This is a genomic window from Pseudomonas sp. PSB11 (assembly GCF_014596605.1).
Classification (GTDB): Bacteria; Pseudomonadota; Gammaproteobacteria; order Pseudomonadales; family Pseudomonadaceae; genus Aquipseudomonas; species Aquipseudomonas umsongensis.
In genome coordinates this window covers 39,844-55,255 of record NZ_NOIO01000010.1, presented here as the reverse complement: position 1 = coordinate 55,255, position 15,412 = coordinate 39,844, and the positions used below count along the sequence as shown (strand labels likewise).

16 protein-coding genes are annotated in these 15,412 nt (G+C 61.3%); 1 reads left to right on the top strand and 15 read right to left on the bottom strand.

What is annotated here, in order from left to right; translation table 11 throughout:
- Positions 1 to 14 precede the first annotated feature (14 nt).
- The 12 genes from CGA21_RS14195 to ccoN (CGA21_RS14140) form a co-directional block, all read right to left on the bottom strand.
- Positions 15 to 2,468: a heavy metal translocating P-type ATPase gene (locus tag CGA21_RS14195; RefSeq protein ID WP_188264401.1), complete on the bottom strand. Its 2,454-nt coding sequence runs from the start codon at positions 2,466 to 2,468 to the stop codon at positions 15 to 17.
- 134 nt (positions 2,469 to 2,602) lie between these two features.
- Entirely contained in the window at positions 2,603 to 3,142 is a 540-nt protein-coding gene (locus tag CGA21_RS14190; RefSeq protein ID WP_188264400.1) for a FixH family protein, read from the bottom strand.
- A gap of 11 nt (positions 3,143 to 3,153) precedes the next feature.
- The gene (ccoG, locus tag CGA21_RS14185; RefSeq protein ID WP_110746461.1) at positions 3,154 to 4,569 is read right to left on the bottom strand and encodes a cytochrome c oxidase accessory protein CcoG; all 1,416 of its coding nucleotides are present in this window, start codon (positions 4,567 to 4,569) and stop codon (positions 3,154 to 3,156) included.
- A 274-nt stretch (positions 4,570 to 4,843) separates the two neighbouring features.
- Complete coding sequence (locus tag CGA21_RS14180; RefSeq protein WP_188264399.1) at positions 4,844 to 5,065, bottom strand: hypothetical protein; 222 nt, start codon at positions 5,063 to 5,065, stop codon at positions 4,844 to 4,846.
- 204 nt (positions 5,066 to 5,269) lie between these two features.
- Positions 5,270 to 6,253: a cytochrome-c oxidase, cbb3-type subunit III gene (ccoP, locus tag CGA21_RS14175; RefSeq protein ID WP_188264398.1), complete on the bottom strand. Its 984-nt coding sequence runs from the start codon at positions 6,251 to 6,253 to the stop codon at positions 5,270 to 5,272.
- On the bottom strand, positions 6,250 to 6,435 hold the full coding sequence (locus CGA21_RS14170) for a CcoQ/FixQ family Cbb3-type cytochrome c oxidase assembly chaperone (RefSeq protein WP_003175465.1): 186 nt from the start codon (positions 6,433 to 6,435) through the stop codon (positions 6,250 to 6,252). The genes ccoP (CGA21_RS14175) and CGA21_RS14170 overlap by 4 nt, the downstream gene beginning before the upstream one ends.
- A 5-nt stretch (positions 6,436 to 6,440) precedes the next feature.
- Positions 6,441 to 7,049, bottom strand: a complete 609-nt coding sequence (gene ccoO / locus CGA21_RS14165; protein ID WP_008057891.1) for a cytochrome-c oxidase, cbb3-type subunit II — start codon at positions 7,047 to 7,049, stop codon at positions 6,441 to 6,443.
- Entirely contained in the window at positions 7,049 to 8,491 is a 1,443-nt protein-coding gene (gene ccoN, locus CGA21_RS14160; RefSeq protein WP_020800668.1) for a cytochrome-c oxidase, cbb3-type subunit I, read from the bottom strand. Before ccoN (CGA21_RS14160) ends, ccoO (CGA21_RS14165) begins: the two co-directional genes overlap by 1 nt.
- A 487-nt stretch (positions 8,492 to 8,978) precedes the next feature.
- Positions 8,979 to 9,935: a cytochrome-c oxidase, cbb3-type subunit III gene (gene ccoP / locus CGA21_RS14155; protein ID WP_188264397.1), complete on the bottom strand. Its 957-nt coding sequence runs from the start codon at positions 9,933 to 9,935 to the stop codon at positions 8,979 to 8,981.
- Positions 9,932 to 10,129 (bottom strand): cbb3-type cytochrome oxidase subunit 3, encoded by a 198-nt coding sequence (locus tag CGA21_RS14150; RefSeq protein WP_188264396.1) that lies wholly within the window; start codon positions 10,127 to 10,129, stop codon positions 9,932 to 9,934. Before CGA21_RS14150 ends, ccoP (CGA21_RS14155) begins: the two co-directional genes overlap by 4 nt.
- 3 nt (positions 10,130 to 10,132) lie before the next feature.
- Positions 10,133 to 10,741: a cytochrome-c oxidase, cbb3-type subunit II gene (gene ccoO, locus CGA21_RS14145; RefSeq protein WP_188264395.1), complete on the bottom strand. Its 609-nt coding sequence runs from the start codon at positions 10,739 to 10,741 to the stop codon at positions 10,133 to 10,135.
- A gap of 10 nt (positions 10,742 to 10,751) precedes the next feature.
- Positions 10,752 to 12,176, bottom strand: a complete 1,425-nt coding sequence (ccoN, locus tag CGA21_RS14140; protein ID WP_110746468.1) for a cytochrome-c oxidase, cbb3-type subunit I — start codon at positions 12,174 to 12,176, stop codon at positions 10,752 to 10,754.
- An 86-nt stretch (positions 12,177 to 12,262) separates the two neighbouring features.
- Between ccoN (CGA21_RS14140) and CGA21_RS14135 the strand changes: the two genes are divergently transcribed.
- Positions 12,263 to 12,940, top strand: a complete 678-nt coding sequence (locus CGA21_RS14135; protein ID WP_110746469.1) for an alpha/beta fold hydrolase — start codon at positions 12,263 to 12,265, stop codon at positions 12,938 to 12,940.
- 24 nt (positions 12,941 to 12,964) lie between these two features.
- Here the strand turns inward: CGA21_RS14135 and CGA21_RS14130 are convergent, their stop codons facing one another.
- From CGA21_RS14130 to CGA21_RS14120, 3 genes are all read right to left on the bottom strand, one after another.
- Positions 12,965 to 13,390, bottom strand: coding sequence for a type II toxin-antitoxin system YafO family toxin (locus CGA21_RS14130; protein WP_188264394.1), 426 nt, complete (start codon positions 13,388 to 13,390; stop codon positions 12,965 to 12,967).
- A gap of 6 nt (positions 13,391 to 13,396) precedes the next feature.
- Complete coding sequence (locus CGA21_RS14125) at positions 13,397 to 13,540, bottom strand: hypothetical protein (protein WP_177411524.1); 144 nt, start codon at positions 13,538 to 13,540, stop codon at positions 13,397 to 13,399.
- Positions 13,541 to 13,784: 244 nt separating this feature from the next.
- A complete protein-coding gene (locus tag CGA21_RS14120) occupies positions 13,785 to 15,350 on the bottom strand; it encodes a methyl-accepting chemotaxis protein (protein ID WP_188264393.1) in 1,566 nt (521 codons plus the stop codon).
- Between the last annotated feature and the right edge of the window lie 62 nt (positions 15,351 to 15,412).

Sequence of the window (15,412 nt, the reverse complement as noted above, 5' to 3'; positions counted from 1 at the left end):
CATGCCCGTGCGGCTCAGGCCGGCAGCGGGCGGGTTTCTGGCGTGGAGCGGGCAACCGGCGCGCTCGGCAGGCGAGTCAGGCGCAGGGCGTTGAGCACCACGGTCAACGAACTGAGCGACATGCCGACGGCGGCCCATACCGGAGTGATCCAGCCGAGGGCGGCGAACGGCAACATGAGTCCATTGTACAGCGCGGCCCACAGCAAATTCTCGATGATCACCCGACGGGTGCGGCGCGCCAGGTTGAACGCTTGCACCAGGGCATCGAGGCGGTTGGACAGGAGTACCGCGTCGGCGCTGGTTTTCGCCAGGTCAGTGGCCGAGCCCATGGCCACGCTGATGTCGGCGGCGGCCAGTACCGGCACATCGTTGACCCCGTCTCCGAGCATCAACACCTTGCGACCTTCCTTGTGCAGTTGCTGCAGGACTTGCAGCTTGTCGTCCGGACGCAAGCCGCCACGGGCTTCATCGATGCCCAGTTCGGCCGCGACACTGGCGACCATCGGCGAGCTGTCGCCCGACAGCAACAGGGTGCGCCAGCCACGGGCCTTGCAGGCAGCGAGCAGATCGGGAGCATCGGCGCGCAAACGGTCGTCGAGAGCCAGCCACGCCAGTGGGCCCTGGCTATCGCCTAGCAGCAGCCATTGCCCGGCTTCCTCCGGTATGGAGGGCACCGTGGCGCCGCTGAGTGCGCAGACAAAACCGGGTTGGCCGATGCGCAGGCGTTGCTCGCCCACCCGTCCTTCGAGGCCCAGCCCAGGCGTGCTGTGAACCTCTTCGGCGGGCACCGGCGCGCGACCAAAAGCACGGGCAATCGGGTGTTCTGAGCGGTTCTCCAGTGCGGCGGCGAGACTCAGGCACTGATCGCTGGCAAGCGCGCCGAGGGGGCGGATCGAACGCAGCGCCAGGCGGCCTTCGGTGAGGGTGCCGGTCTTGTCGAAAATCACCGTGTCGATCTGGTTCAGGCCTTCGAGCACGTGACCGCGGGTCAGCAACAAACCCAGCTTGTGCAAGGTGCCGGTGGCGGCGGTCAATGCGGTCGGCGTGGCCAGGGACAGGGCGCACGGGCAGGTCGCGACCAGCATCGCCAGCACGATCCAGAAGGCGCGAGACGGGTCCAGCTCCCACCACAACAGTCCGATACAGGCGCAGGCGATCAGTGTCAGCAACAGGAACCATTGCGCGGCACGGTCGGCGATTTCCGCCAGCCGCGGTTTTTCCGCCTGGGCGCGATCGAGCAGGCGCACGATGGCCGAGAGGCGGGTGTCATGACCGAGGGCCAGGACTTCGACGGTCAACGGGCCTTCCACATTCAGGGTGCCGGCGGTAACGGCATCGCCCGGGGTGCGTGGCTGCGGCAGGTATTCGCCGGTCAGCAGCGATTCGTCGATGCTCGACTGACCGTCTAGGATTTTGCCGTCGGCCGGGAGGATCGCCCCCGGATGCACCAGCACTTGATCGCCTACACGCAGTTCACTGAGCAGGATGCGCTCGCTCTGGCCGTCGGCGCTCAGGCGCAGGCAGGAGGCCGGGAGCAGATTGACCAGCTGCGCGGTTGCGGCGGCGGTGCGTTCCCGGGCTCGCCGTTCCAGGTAGCGCCCGGCCAGCAGAAACAGGGCGAACATGCCCACGGCGTCGAAATACAGCTCGCCGACCCCGGTGATCGAGGTCCAGATCCCGGCGATGTAGGCACTGCCAATGGCCAGCGACACCGATACGTCCATGGTCAGGTGCCGAGTGCGCAGGTCGCGCATGGCGCCCTTGAAGAACGGCGCACAGCTGTAGAACACGATCGGTGTGGTGAGGAACAGCGCGACCCAGCGCAGAATGGCGTGCAGCTCGGGGCTGAGGTCGATGTTGAATTCCGGCCATGTGGCCATGGTCGCCATCATCGCCTGGAACCACAACAGCCCGGCCACGCCAAGCTGGCGCAGGGCCAGGCGATTTTCGCTGGCCAGTTGTTCGCTGGCGCGATCGGCTTGATAAGGGTGGGCGGCGTAACCGATGTGGCGCAATTCGGCGAGCACCCGGCTCAGCGGTAATTGCCCGTCGGCCCAGCGCACGTGCAAGCGATGGTTGGACAGGTTCAGGCGCGCTTCGGCAACGGCCGGCAAGGTGCGCAGGTGTTTCTCGATCAGCCAGCCGCAGGCAGCGCAACTGATGCCTTCCATCAGGAGCGTGGTTTCGGCCAAATCGCCTTCGTGGCGAACGAAGGGCTGCTGCACGTCGGCGCGATCGTATAGCGCCAATTCATCGACCAGTTGCACCGGCAGCGCCTCGGGGTTGGCCGAGGCTTCGCTGCGATGCTGGTAATAGCTTTGCAAGCCACCTGCGACAATGGCCTCGGCCACCGCCTGGCATCCCGGGCAGCAGAATTCCCGCGTCTCCCCGAGCACGACGGCGGTGAAGCGGCTGCCGCTGGGGACGGGCAGGGCGCAGTGGTAGCAGGGGGTTGGGGTGGTGGTCATGAGGTGTTGTCCGATGATCGTTCCCACGCTCCGCGTGGGAATGCCTCCCCGGACGCTCCGCGTCCGCTTCGGCTGGAACGCGGAGCGTCCCTGGCTGCGTCCCCACACAGAGCGTGGGGACGATCAGGTAAGGATTATTTTTTCAGGTCTTCCGCGCCTTGCAACGGTTCATCACCGAGCAGCAATTCCTTGTCATGGTTGACCAATTCTTCCTCGAACATGCGCCAGATGTGGTCATCCTGGGTGCCGAGCAGTTCGATAAAGCGGCGGCCTTCGATCTTGTCGCTCAGTTGGCCGATATAGCGGCCCTGCTCGGTGTCGCTGCGGGTGAGGGTGATCTTGCGATCCTTCTCCGGTTGCGTCGGCGAGATCAGGTTCAGCTCAAGCGTCGCAGGCTGGCTCTTGCCGCTCAGGCGCAGGTCGACTTCACCGGTCACGTCATCCAGGTGAATGCTGGCGCGCATCTGCAGGGTTTGCGCCAGCAGTTCACGGTCCAGGGAGCGGTTGATGCCCTTGCCGGCCTCGTAGTAATTGTCGTTGACCAGGTTGTCCGGGTTCTTCACCGCGATGGTCACCATGGACAAGGTCAGGGTCACCGAGCAGGCCAGGATCCCGATGATGATCCACGGCCAAAGGTGCTTGTACCAGGGGCTTGCGGCAGTTGCTGCGGGCATGATCACTTCTCTCAACGATTTTGTGGGCCGATGAATCGGCTCTTGGCTTCAACGTGGATACTGGCGTCATCGGCGTCCTTGAGGATGAATTTCACCTCGTTGGTGCTCGATGGCAATTGTTCCGGGGCCACCGACAGTTCGACCGGCTGGCTGACGATGTCGCCGGCCGCAACCTTGATCTCGCGCCGGCCCTGCAGCTTGAGGTCCGGCAGGCCGGCGGCCTCGAGCAAGTAAGTGTGGTCGCGCTGGTCCTTGTTCATTACCTTCAGGCTGTAGACGTTCTCGATCCGGCCTTCGGCGTTCTCACGGTACAGCACACGGTCCTTGCTGACGTCGAAGCCGACCAGCGAGCGCATGAAGAACGCGGTCACCAGCACCCCGATCATCGCCATCAGCACCACGGCATAGCCGATCAGGCGCGGGCGCAGTTTATGGGTTTTCTGCCCGGACAGGTTGTGCTCGGTGGTGTAGCTGATCAGGCCGCGCGGGTATTCCATCTTGTCCATGATGGCGTCGCAGGCATCGATGCACGCCGCGCAGCCGATGCACTCGATCTGCAGGCCGTCGCGGATGTCGATGCCGGTCGGGCAGACCTGGACACACATGGTGCAATCGATGCAGTCACCCAGGCCCTGGGCCTTGTAGTCGATGCCTTTCTTGCGCGGGCCACGGCTTTCGCCCCGGCGCGGGTCGTAGGAGACGATCAGGGTGTCCTTGTCGAACATCACGCTCTGGAAGCGTGCGTACGGGCACATGTAGATGCACACCTGCTCACGCAGCCAGCCGGCGTTGCCGTAGGTGGCGAGCGTGAAGAAACCGACCCAGAAATACGACCAGCCGTCGGCTTCACCGGTGAAGAACTCGATCACCAGTTCGCGAATCGGCGTGAAGTAGCCGACGAAGGTCATGCCGGTGACGAAACCGATCAACAGCCACAGGCTGTGCTTGCTGAATTTGCGCAGGAACTTGTTGGCGCTCATCGGCGCCTTGTCGAGTTTGATGCGCTGGTTACGATCGCCTTCGGTGATCTTCTCGCACCACATGAAGATCCAGGTCCAGACGCTTTGCGGGCAGGTGTAGCCGCACCAGACCCGGCCGGCGTACACGGTGATGAAGAACAGGCCGAAGGCGGCAATGATCAGCATGCCGGACAGCAGGATGAAATCCTGAGGCCAGAAGGTGGCCCCGAAGATGAAGAACTTGCGCTCAGGCAAATTCCACCACACGGCCTGGTGCCCGCCCCAGTTGAGCCACACCGTGCCGAAATACAACAGGAACAGGAAAGCGCCGCCTGCCATGCGCAAATTGCGAAACAGGCCGGTGAAGGCACGGGTGTAGATTTTCTCCCTGGAGGCATAGAGGTCGACGCTGTTGCCCCCGTTCTTGGCGGGCGGGGTGACATCGTGTACCGGAATCTGATTGCTCATCGTTGCATCCCACGGCAGTGGAAAAATGCCTCGGTCAGTACATGCCGACCGCGGTCAAAAAGAGGTGTTGCAGTGGCGCAATGATACGCCTGTCGCTCTAGCTCAAGGGTGCGACCTTTGGTCGCGTTGGGGAAAAAACCCGAATGGTGTAGCGAATGTAACAAAACATGATGCAGGTCAATTGACTATAGCTCACGGAGGTTGCTGGCCCGCCCGTAGGGTGGGGCAACCCTGAGAGCGCAGCGGCTGTCCGCTGCGCTCGGGGCTTCATGGCCTAGGGCAGGTTACCCTTGCCCAGGCTGTCGAGACCACCGCTGCCTTTTTTCCTGTCGGTAGCGGCAAAGCTGCGCCGACGCGGCGTGGTGGCCTCGGGTTGAGGTTTTTCGGTGGGTTCGCGCTCGGTGATGGCAGACTCGACGCGCGCGACGATTTCCTCTTTCACAGGCTCGGAGGGTACCGGGCTGTTACAGGGATCACGGTGTTCTTGATCAGACATGGGATCATTCCTTGTTCAATGATGAAATCTTCCTTGTCCTGGCAAACCGGCTTCCTGCCGGCGGCCAGGTCACTCGACGTTACCCCCGTGCGGTCTGCAAGCCTATCGAATATTGGTTTCAGTTCGTGAACGGGGCGCCCATGACAAAACGGCCCCGCCAATTCTCATTGGCGGGGCCGTTCGTTACTGCATCAGGCGAATGCCTTACTGGGCGTCTGCCACCGGAGCCTTGTCGCCATGCGACAGGCTGTAGACGTAAGCGGCCAGCAGGTGAACCTTGTCGTTACCTTGCAGCTGTTCCTGGGCAGGCATCTGGCCCTGGCGGCCGTAACGGATGGTCTGCTGCAGTTGCGCAAAGCTCGAACCGTAGATGAACGCGGCCGGGTGAGTCAGGTTAGGTGCGCCCATCGCTGGGGTACCTTTACCTTCCGGACCGTGGCAAGCCACGCAGTTGGCCGCGAACAACTTGCCGCCGGCAACCGGGTCAGCCTTGGCGCCTTCCGGCAGCTTGCGGCCATCGAGGTTGGTCAGGACGAAAGCGGCAACGTCCGCAACGCCTTGCTCGCCGATCACTTCAGCCCACGCCGGCATCACCGCGTGGCGACCGCCCATGATGGTGGTCTTGATGGTTTCCGCTTCGCCGCCCCAGCGCCAGTCGGCGTCGGTGAGGTTAGGGAAGCCGTAGGCACCCTTGGCGTCGGAGCCGTGGCAGACCGAGCAGTTGGAGGCAAACAGGCGGCCGCCCATTTTCAGCGCTTGTGGGTCCTTGGCGACTTCTTCGATCGGCATGGACGCGAACTTGGCGAAGATCGGACCGAACTTGGCGTCCGAGCGAGCCATTTCCTTTTCCCACTCGTGAACGCCGGTCCAGCCGGTCTGGCCGTTGGCGAACGCGGTCTGCTTTTCGTTATCGAGGTAGTTGTAGCCTGGCAGCAGGCCTTTCCAGTTGCCCAGGCCCGGGTACAGCACCAGGTAACCCAAGGCGAAGATGATGGTGCCCACAAACAGCATGAACCACCATTTCGGCAGGGGGTTGTCGTACTCCTCGATCCCGTCGAAGGAGTGGCCAACCGTCTCTTCGGTCGCCTCGGTGCGCTGGCCCTTACGGGTCGACAGCAGCAGCCAGGTCAGGGAAAAGATCGTACCGAGACTGAGGACTGTGACATACAGACTCCAGAATGTAGTCATTCTTTGTTACTCCTAGAAGCTTGCTCGACGTGCTTGATGGCTTCGGGATCATCCGCAAAAGGCAGCAAGGTCGCGTCTTCGAACTCCGACTTGCGCTTGGGACTGAACACCCACAACGCCAGACCGATGAAGGCCACCATCACGACAACGGTGCCCAGGCCACGAATCATCCCGATATCCATTTAGATCACCGTTTGCTTTTGATGATGGTGCCCAGGCCTTGCAGATAGGCCACCAGCGCGTCCATTTCGGTTTTGCCCTTCACGGCATCCTTGGCACCGGCGATGTCTTCGTCGGTGTAAGGGACGCCGAGCGCGCGCAAGACTTCCATTTTCTTGGCGGTGTCCTTGCCGTCGAGCTTGTTTTCCACGAGGAACGGGTAGGCCGGCATTTTCGACTCAGGCACCACGTTGCGCGGGTTGTACAAGTGCGCACGCTGCCAGTCATCGGAGTAACGACCGCCGACACGAGCCAGGTCCGGACCGGTACGCTTGGAACCCCACAGGAACGGGTGGTCCCACACGCTCTCGCCGGCGACCGAGTAGTGGCCGTAACGTTCGGTTTCAGCACGGAACGGGCGGATCATCTGCGAGTGGCAGCTGACACAACCGTTGGCGATGTAGACATCCCGGCCTTCCAGTTCAAGGGCAGGGCGGGGCTTCATGCCCTCGACCGGCTTGTTGGTGACATCCTGGAAAAACAGCGGAACGATCTGGGTCAGGCCGCCGACACTGACGGCGATAACCATGAAGAAGGCCAGCAGGCCAATATTCTTCTCGACTGCTTCATGCTTCATCAGTGAGCTCCAACTACAACGATCTGTTCGGCAGCTTTAGCCTCTGCCGGGTGCGAGGCACGTACGGTACGCCATACGTTGTAGGCCATGAACAGCATGCCCGTGGCAAAGAACGCACCGCCCAGGGCGCGAACGATGAAGCCAGGGTGGCTGGCTTGCAGCGCCTCGACGAACGAGTAGGTGAGGGTGCCGTCGTCGTTGATTGCACGCCACATCAGGCCCTGGGTAATGCCGTTGACCCACATCGAGGCGATGTACAGCACGGTACCGATGGTCGCGAGCCAGAAGTGCGTGTTGATCAGGCCGATGCTGTGCATCTGCGCGCGACCGAACAGTTTCGGGATCATGTGGTAGATCGCGCCGATCGAGATCATTGCTACCCAGCCGAGTGCGCCGGCGTGTACGTGGCCGATGGTCCAGTCGGTGTAGTGCGACAGCGAGTTGACGGTCTTGATGGCCATCATCGGGCCTTCGAAGGTCGACATGCCGTAGAACGCCAGGGACACCACCAAAAAGCGCAGGATCGGGTCGGTACGCAGCTTATGCCAGGCGCCCGACAGGGTCATCATGCCGTTGATCATGCCGCCCCAGCTTGGCGCCAGCAGGATGATCGACATGGCCATGCCCAGCGATTGGGCCCAGTCCGGCAGTGCGGTGTAGTGCAGGTGGTGTGGACCGGCCCAGATGTACAGGGTGATCAGCGCCCAGAAGTGCACGATGGACAGGCGATAGGAGTAGATCGGACGCTCGGCCTGTTTCGGCACGAAGTAGTACATCATCCCCAGGAAACCGGTGGTCAGGAAGAAACCTACGGCGTTGTGGCCGTACCACCACTGGATCATCGCGTCGGTCGCGCCCGAGTAGGCCGAGTAGGACTTGAACAGGCTGACCGGCAGCGACATGTGGTTGACGATGTGCAGCATCGCGGTCACGACGATGAAGGCACCGTAGAACCAGTTGCCCACATAGATGTGCTTGGTCTTGCGCTTGGTGATGGTGCCGAAGAACACCAGCCCGTAGGTAACCCAGACAATGGCCAGCAGAATAGCCAGCGGCCATTCCAGCTCAGCGTATTCCTTGGTGGTGGTGTAACCCAGCGGCAAGGTAACGATGGCGCCGACGATCACCGCTTGCCAACCCCAGAAGGTGAAGGCCGCGAGGCTGTCGGAAATCAGTCGCGTTTGGCAGGTTCGCTGCACGACGTAATAGGAAGTGGCAAACAGTGCACAACCACCGAAGGCGAAAATCACCAGGTTGGTGTGCAACGGGCGCAGGCGTCCAAAGCTCGTCCACGGCAGGCCGAAGTTCAACTCCGGCCAGACCAGTTGCGAGGCGATGAAGACACCGAGCCCCATGCCAAGGATCCCCCAGACCACCGTCATGATGGCGAACTGGCGGACTACCTTATAGTTATAAGCAGTCGGACTGATTGCTGTGCTCATTCTAAGGTTCCACGGTTTGGGTGTTTTATTAGGATTAAAAATCGGCCGCAAGTATGGAGAAAGCAGGGGGTCATTGCAACGCGCCATGACCTGGGTCAATGCGTTCAAATGCTGATTCTGCGGCCTTTCCATGCGCCGCGTAAGGACAAAAATGGCCTCGGACAAAATGTCGCAGTGAACGGAAAAAGCGAGGGGGTTCAGATCGCTTGTAACAAGGTGTGTTGAAAAGGCCTGGTCGGCGACCGACGGTATTTGGCTCGACAGCCGGTATCTACCAGCGTTTGCGGCCTGTCAGTCAGTCGACGGGGGCGAGCACCTCGCGCAAGGATGACCTGGAACCGGCACGGGCCAGTCCGCATCGATCAAGCGTAGACCCGAATGCGGGGATTCGAAAGGAGGACTCGGGAAGGGTGTGACAAAAGGAAGCAGCCTGGAGCTTGAAGCTGCAAGCTTCAAGAGTGATCTCGTCGCTTGCAGCTTCTTGTTTTTACTTTTCGCTTGTTGCTTGGAGCTTGCCGCTCAACGGCTCATTCCCTTTCGAAAGGCTGTACACATAAGCCGCGAGCAGTTGCACTTTATCATTGCCCAGTAACTCATTCTGCGCCGGCATGTGCCCCTGGCGACCGTGGCGAATGGTCTGTTCGAGCTGAGTCAGGCTGGTGCCATAAATGAACCCGGCCGGGTGCGTCAGGTTCGGCGCGCCCATGGCTGCGGTGCCCTGGCCGTTTGCCCCGTGACAGGCGGTACAGGTGGTGCTGAAGGCTTGCTGTCCGGCTTGCAGGTCGGCCTTGTCGTCCGCTGGCAATGGCAGCCCGGCCAGTTCGTGGCGTACATAGGCCGCAACGTTTTTCACCCCTGCTTCGCCGAGGATTTCACCCCAGGCGGGCATCGCCGCCATGCGCCCACCGAGGATGGTGGCCTTGATGGTGTCGGCGTCGCCGCCCCAGCGCCAGTCACTGTCCGCCAGGTTGGGGAAGCCGAACGCGCCCTTGGCATCCGAGCCGTGGCACACCGAGCAGTTTGAGGCGAACAGGCGCCCACCCATTTTCAGCGCTTGCGGGTCCTTGGCCACTTCTTCCACGGGCATGGCGGCGAATTTGGCGAAGATCGGTCCGAACCGGGCGTCGGCCCTGTCCATTTCCTTTTCCCACTCGTGCACGCCGGTCCAGCCGTTGGCGTAGCCGGGCAGGATGCCTTTCCAGTTACCCAGGCCGGGATAGAGGATCAGGTAGCCGACGGCAAACACCAGGGTGCCGGCGAACAGCATGAACCACCATTGCGGCAACGGGTTGTCATACTCCTCGATGCCGTCGAAGCTGTGGCCCATGGTCTGGTCGACGCTGCCCTTGGTTTCGCCCTTGCGGGTGCCGATCAGCAGCCAGGTCAGGCCGATCAGGCTGCCGATGGTCAGTACGCAGATCCACGTACTCCAGAAAGTGGTCATGGCCGGGTGCTCCTTGTGGCGGATTCTTCGGGGGTCTCGGCTTGCGGGTCGTCGGCGAACGGCAGCAGGCGCGCTTCTGCGAATTGCGCGCTGCGCTTGGCGTTGAACACCCACAGCGTCAGGCCGACGAAAGCCACGAACACCACGACGGTGCCCAGGCCGCGGATCATTCCAGTACTCATTTCAACGACCATGACTCACCTCTTGCTCTTGATCGCAGTGCCGAGCACTTGCAGGTAGGCGACCAGCGCGTCCATCTCCGACTTGCCCTTGAGCGACTCGACGCTGCCCGCGATGTCCTCGTCGGTGTAGGGCACGCCGAGGGCGCGCATGGCGCGCAGCTTGGTTTCGGTGTGGCCGCTGTCGACCGCGTTGGCCACCAGCCACGGGTACGCCGGCATCTTCGATTCCGGTACCACGTTGCGCGGGTTGTACAAGTGCGCGCGGTGCCAGTCATCGGAGTAGCGCGCGCCGACCCGCGCCAGGTCCGGGCCGGTGCGTTTCGAGCCCCAGAGGAACGGGTGATCCCAAACGCTTTCACCGGCCACCGAGTAGTGCCCGTAGCGTTCGGTCTCGGCGCGAAACGGGCGGATCATCTGCGAATGGCAACCCACGCAGCCTTCGCGGATATAGATGTCGCGGCCTTCCAGTTGCAGTGCGGTGTAGGGTTTCATGCCTTCCACCGGTTTGTTGGTCACGTCCTGGAAGAACAACGGGACGATCTGGGTCAGGCCGCCAATGCTCACGGCCAACACCATCAGCAGCATCAGCAGGCCGACGTTTTTCTCGATTGTTTCGTGTTTCATCGCGGACTCCTCAGGCCATCTGCGCGGCAGCGACGGCGTCGGCAGGCTGCGAGGCCCGCACGGTGCGCCAGGTGTTGTAGGCCATCAGCAACATGCCACTCAGGAAGATCGCCCCGCCTGCCAGCCGCACGACGAAGCCCGGATGGCTGGCCACCAGGGTTTCGACGAAGGAGTAGGTCAGCGTGCCGTCTTCGTTCACCGCGCGCCACATCAGGCCCTGGGCGATGCCGTTGACCCACATCGAGGCGATGTACAGCACAGTGCCGATGGTGGCGAGCCAGAAGTGCGCGTTGATCAGGCCGATGCTGTGCATCTGCTCGCGGCCGAAGACTTTGGGGATCATGTGGTACAGCGCGCCGATGGAAATCATCGCCACCCAGCCGAGCGCTCCGGCGTGCACGTGGCCGATGGTCCAGTCGGTGTAGTGGGAGAGGGCGTTGACCGTCTTGATCGCCATCATCGGCCCTTCGAAGGTCGACATGCCGTAGAACGCCAGCGATACCACGAGGAAGCGCAGGATCGGATCGCTGCGCAACTTATGCCAGGCCCCGGAGAGCGTCATCATGCCGTTGATCATGCCGCCCCAGCTGGGCGCCAGCAGGATCAGCGACATCACCATGCCCAGCGACTGCGCCCAGTCCGGCAAGGCGGTGTAGTGCAAGTGGTGGGGGCCGGCCCAGATGTACAGGGTGATCAGCGCCCAGAAGTGCACGATCGACAGGCGATAGGAATACACCGGGCGCTCGGCCTGTTTTGGCACGAAGTAATACATCATCCCGAGGAAGCCGGCGGTGAGGAAAAAGCCTACGGCGTTGTGGCCGTACCACCATTGCACCATCGCATCGGTGGCGCCGGAATACAGCGAGTAGGACTTGGTGAAGCTGACGGGCAGTTCCATATTGTTGACGATGTGCAGGATCGCCACGGTGATGATGAATCCGCCGAAGAACCAGTTACCGACATAGATGTGCTTGGTCTTGCGCTGCATCACCGTGCCGAAGAACACCACGGCGTAGGCGACCCAGACGATCGTGATCAGGATGTCGATCGGCCATTCCAGCTCGGCGTATTCCTTGGAGCTGGTGTAGCCCAGCGGCAGGCTGATGGCCGCCAGGACAATCACCAGCTGCCAGCCCCAGAAGCAGAACGCAGCTATTTTCGGCGCGAATAATTGCGTCTGGCAGGTGCGTTGTACCGAATAGAACGAACTGGCGAACAAGGCGCAGCCACCGAACGCGAAAATCACCGCGTTGGTGTGCAGCGGGCGCAGGCGGCCGAAGCTGGTCCAGGGCAAATTGAAGTTGAGTTCGGGCCAGACCAACTGGGCAGCGAGAAAAACCCCGAGCCCCATGCCGACGATGCCCCACACCACCGTCATAATGGCGAATTGGCGGACCACCTTGTAGTTGTAGGCGGTACTGATAGAAGTGTTCATGGTTCCCCATCCACGGTTCAGCCGCCGGCTGCACAAACGGTGCACCCTGCGCCTGGAGTTATAGGCAGACTAAAAGCGAGGCAAGCATGGACAAACAGCACACGGCCGGTATTGACGGGGATCAATGGGCGCAGTGCGTGCGCGAACAGGGATGGTTGTGGGATGCGGCTTCGGGCAAGGCCTCGGCCACCCTGGTCCTGGCCCACGGCGCTGGAGCGCCAATGGACAGCGACTGGATGAACGACATCACTGCACGCCTTGTGGCACAAGGCGTCAACGTATTGCGCTTTGAGTTTCCGTACATGGCGCAGCGGCGTGTCGACGGCAGCAAGCGCCCGCCCAATCCGATGCCAAGGCTGCTGGAGTGCTGGCGCGAGGTGTATGCCCTGGTGCGACGCCATGTCACTGGGCCGCTGGCCATTGGCGGCAAGTCCATGGGCGGGCGGGTCGCCAGCATGCTCGCCGATGAGTTGGGTGCCGATGCGTTGGTGTGCCTGGGTTATCCGTTTTATGCCGTGGGTAAACCGGAAAAACCGCGGGTGGAGCACCTGGCGGCGTTGAAGACACGCACGTTGATCGTGCAGGGCGAGCGGGATGCATTGGGCAATCGCGAGGCGGTGGAGGGCTACGCGCTGTCACCGAGTATCGAGGTGTTCTGGCTGGTGGCGGGGGATCATGATTTGAAGCCGTTGAAGGCTTCGGGGTTTACGCATGATCAGCATTTGGCGGCTGCGGCGAGTAGGGTGGCTGCGTTTCTGCAGTGATCTATTGCTGCAGTGACGACCTCTTCAAATCAAAAGATCGTCCAGATCGGGAAAAATGACTTTTCCCATCACCCAAGGCTCAACAATCTCGTAATGCACCGAGCGCAGAAATGAACCCCACTCACTGCAGTTATGGGCGTCCGGGCCAGTGACTGTAAGCAAAAGGTACTCGTCCCGAAAGGCGTCATAGGCATAGATAAGCCAAAAGTCATTGTCAGGGTCATTGACCAATGCTGTGCGGTAATACTGGCGGGCGATTTTCGCCCATCGCGTTTGAATCGCTTGAGTGCTCGCCAAGTGGATGTGATGCATATCGTTCAGGTCGAGTCGTTCGTCCCGTCCGAAAATTGCAGGCAGTTCGCCGCACACTTTGTAGTTGTAAAAGTGTGCGGCGAAGTTCTGCCAGTTGCGTATTTGTTCGAAAAGCGCAGAGATTTTGACGGCTGGCATCCAGGCCTACTTTGTAATAGGTAGCCTGCCAGTGATCACAAATTGATCGAACGCTTTCTGACCATCACGCGCGGCTTGCCGAACATCAAGGAATGTCAGTTCATCGCGGACAGCCTTTTTGTTGGGTTTGTCCTTTTTGGTGGTGGCCATCGGAGCCTCCGAAGGGTGTGTGTTCATACTGACCAGCTTATGTGATTAAATTTTTACCGGCAAACGATAGAGTTCGGCTCCAAGACGGACAAGTCGGCGGCTTCTGGCAAATTTGTAGGCAGGTGCCTATAGGTGTGTAGTCTGGATATCGTCGCCAGCAGCCCTGACTGGCGACATCAATTTCAGATGGGCAATAAAAAACCCGGAAGCCTTCGCTGTCCGGGTTTCGTTTTGCCTGCATCAATCAGCGGTTAAACCGCTCCACCAGCGAATACTGGGTATTCGCCGTCTTGGTCAGCTCTTCACTCAGCAATGCCGAGTTCTGCGCCTGTTCCGAGGTCTGGTCCGCCAGTGCCGAAATGTTGCTGATGTTGCGGCTGATTTCTTCGGCCACGGCGCTTTGCTCTTCGGTCGCGGCGGCGATCTGGGTGGTCATGTCGGTGATGTTGGCCACCGCTTCGCTAATCCCCACCAGGGCCTGGTCCGCTTCCAGCACTCGCGCCACACCTTCTTCCGCCTGGCGATGCCCGGCTTCCATGGTCTGCACCGCGGTGCCCGCGGTTTGCTGGAGCTTGGCGATCAGGGCGTGGATCTGCCCGGTGGATTCGCTGGTGCGTTGGGCCAGTTGGCGAACTTCGTCGGCCACTACCGCAAAGCCACGCCCCATCTCGCCGGCGCGCGCCGCTTCGATGGCTGCGTTCAGTGCCAACAGGTTGGTCTGGTCGGCGATGCCTTTGATCACATCGACCACGCCGCCGATTTCGTTGCTGTCCTTGGCCAGCTGGGTCACGGTCAGGCCGGTCTCGCCCACCACCACCGACAGGCGCTGAATGGCTTCGCGGGTTTCCCCGGCGATGTCGCGGCCTCGACCGGTCAGGCGGTTGGCCTCCTGGGTGGCGTCGGCGGTGCGCTGTACGTGGCTGGCGACTTCCTGGGTGGTGGCAGCCATCTGGTTGACGGCGGTGGCCACCTGTTCGGTCTCGACGCGCTGGCGTTCCAGGCCGGTGGAGCTGTTGTGCGCCAGGGCGTCGGATTGCTTCGCCTGGTCGGTCAGGTGCTCGGCGGTATCCTGCAGTCGGGTCAGGCAGGTTTTCAGGCGGGCTTCCTGGCTGAGGATCGACATTTCCAGGCGTGCCTGGGCACCGCGGCTGTCGGTGTACATCTGCGCGATCAGCGGGTCGGACGTGGTCTGCTCGGCCAGGCGCAGCAAACGCTTGATGCCGCGTTGCTGCCAGCCCAGGCCCAAAAGGCCCAGTGGCACCGAAAGAGCGGCCGCCAGGGCAAAGCCCCACTGCGAGTTCAAGGTCGCACCGATCATGAAGCTCAACTGGCTGACCAGAATGAACGGCAACCAGTCCTGCAGGACCGGCATCCATTTATCCGAAGAAGGAACGGCCGACTTGCCCTGGTTGATGCGTTGATAGAGCGCTTCGGCGCGGCGAATCTGTTCGGCGGTGGGCTTGACCCGCACCGACTCGTAACCGATCACCTGATTGCCTTCGAAGATCGGCGTCACATAGGCGTTAACCCAGTAGTGGTCACCGTTCTTGCAGCGATTCTTGACAATGCCCATCCATGGCAAGCCTTGTTTAAGTGTGCCCCACATATGCGCGAAGACCGCAGCGGGAACGTCGGGGTGACGCACCAGGTTATGCGGCGCACGGATCAATTCCTCACGCGAAAACCCGCTGATCTCGACGAAATCGTCGTTGCAGTAGGTGATCATGCCCTTGGCATCTGTGGTGGAGATCAACCGTTGCTGAGCCGGGAAGGTCCGTTCGCGTTGTGTAATGGGCTGGTTATTACGCATGGCTTATATAATCCGCAAGGCTTTGACAGGGTGTCGGCCCTGCAGCGGTTTTATTGAATTTA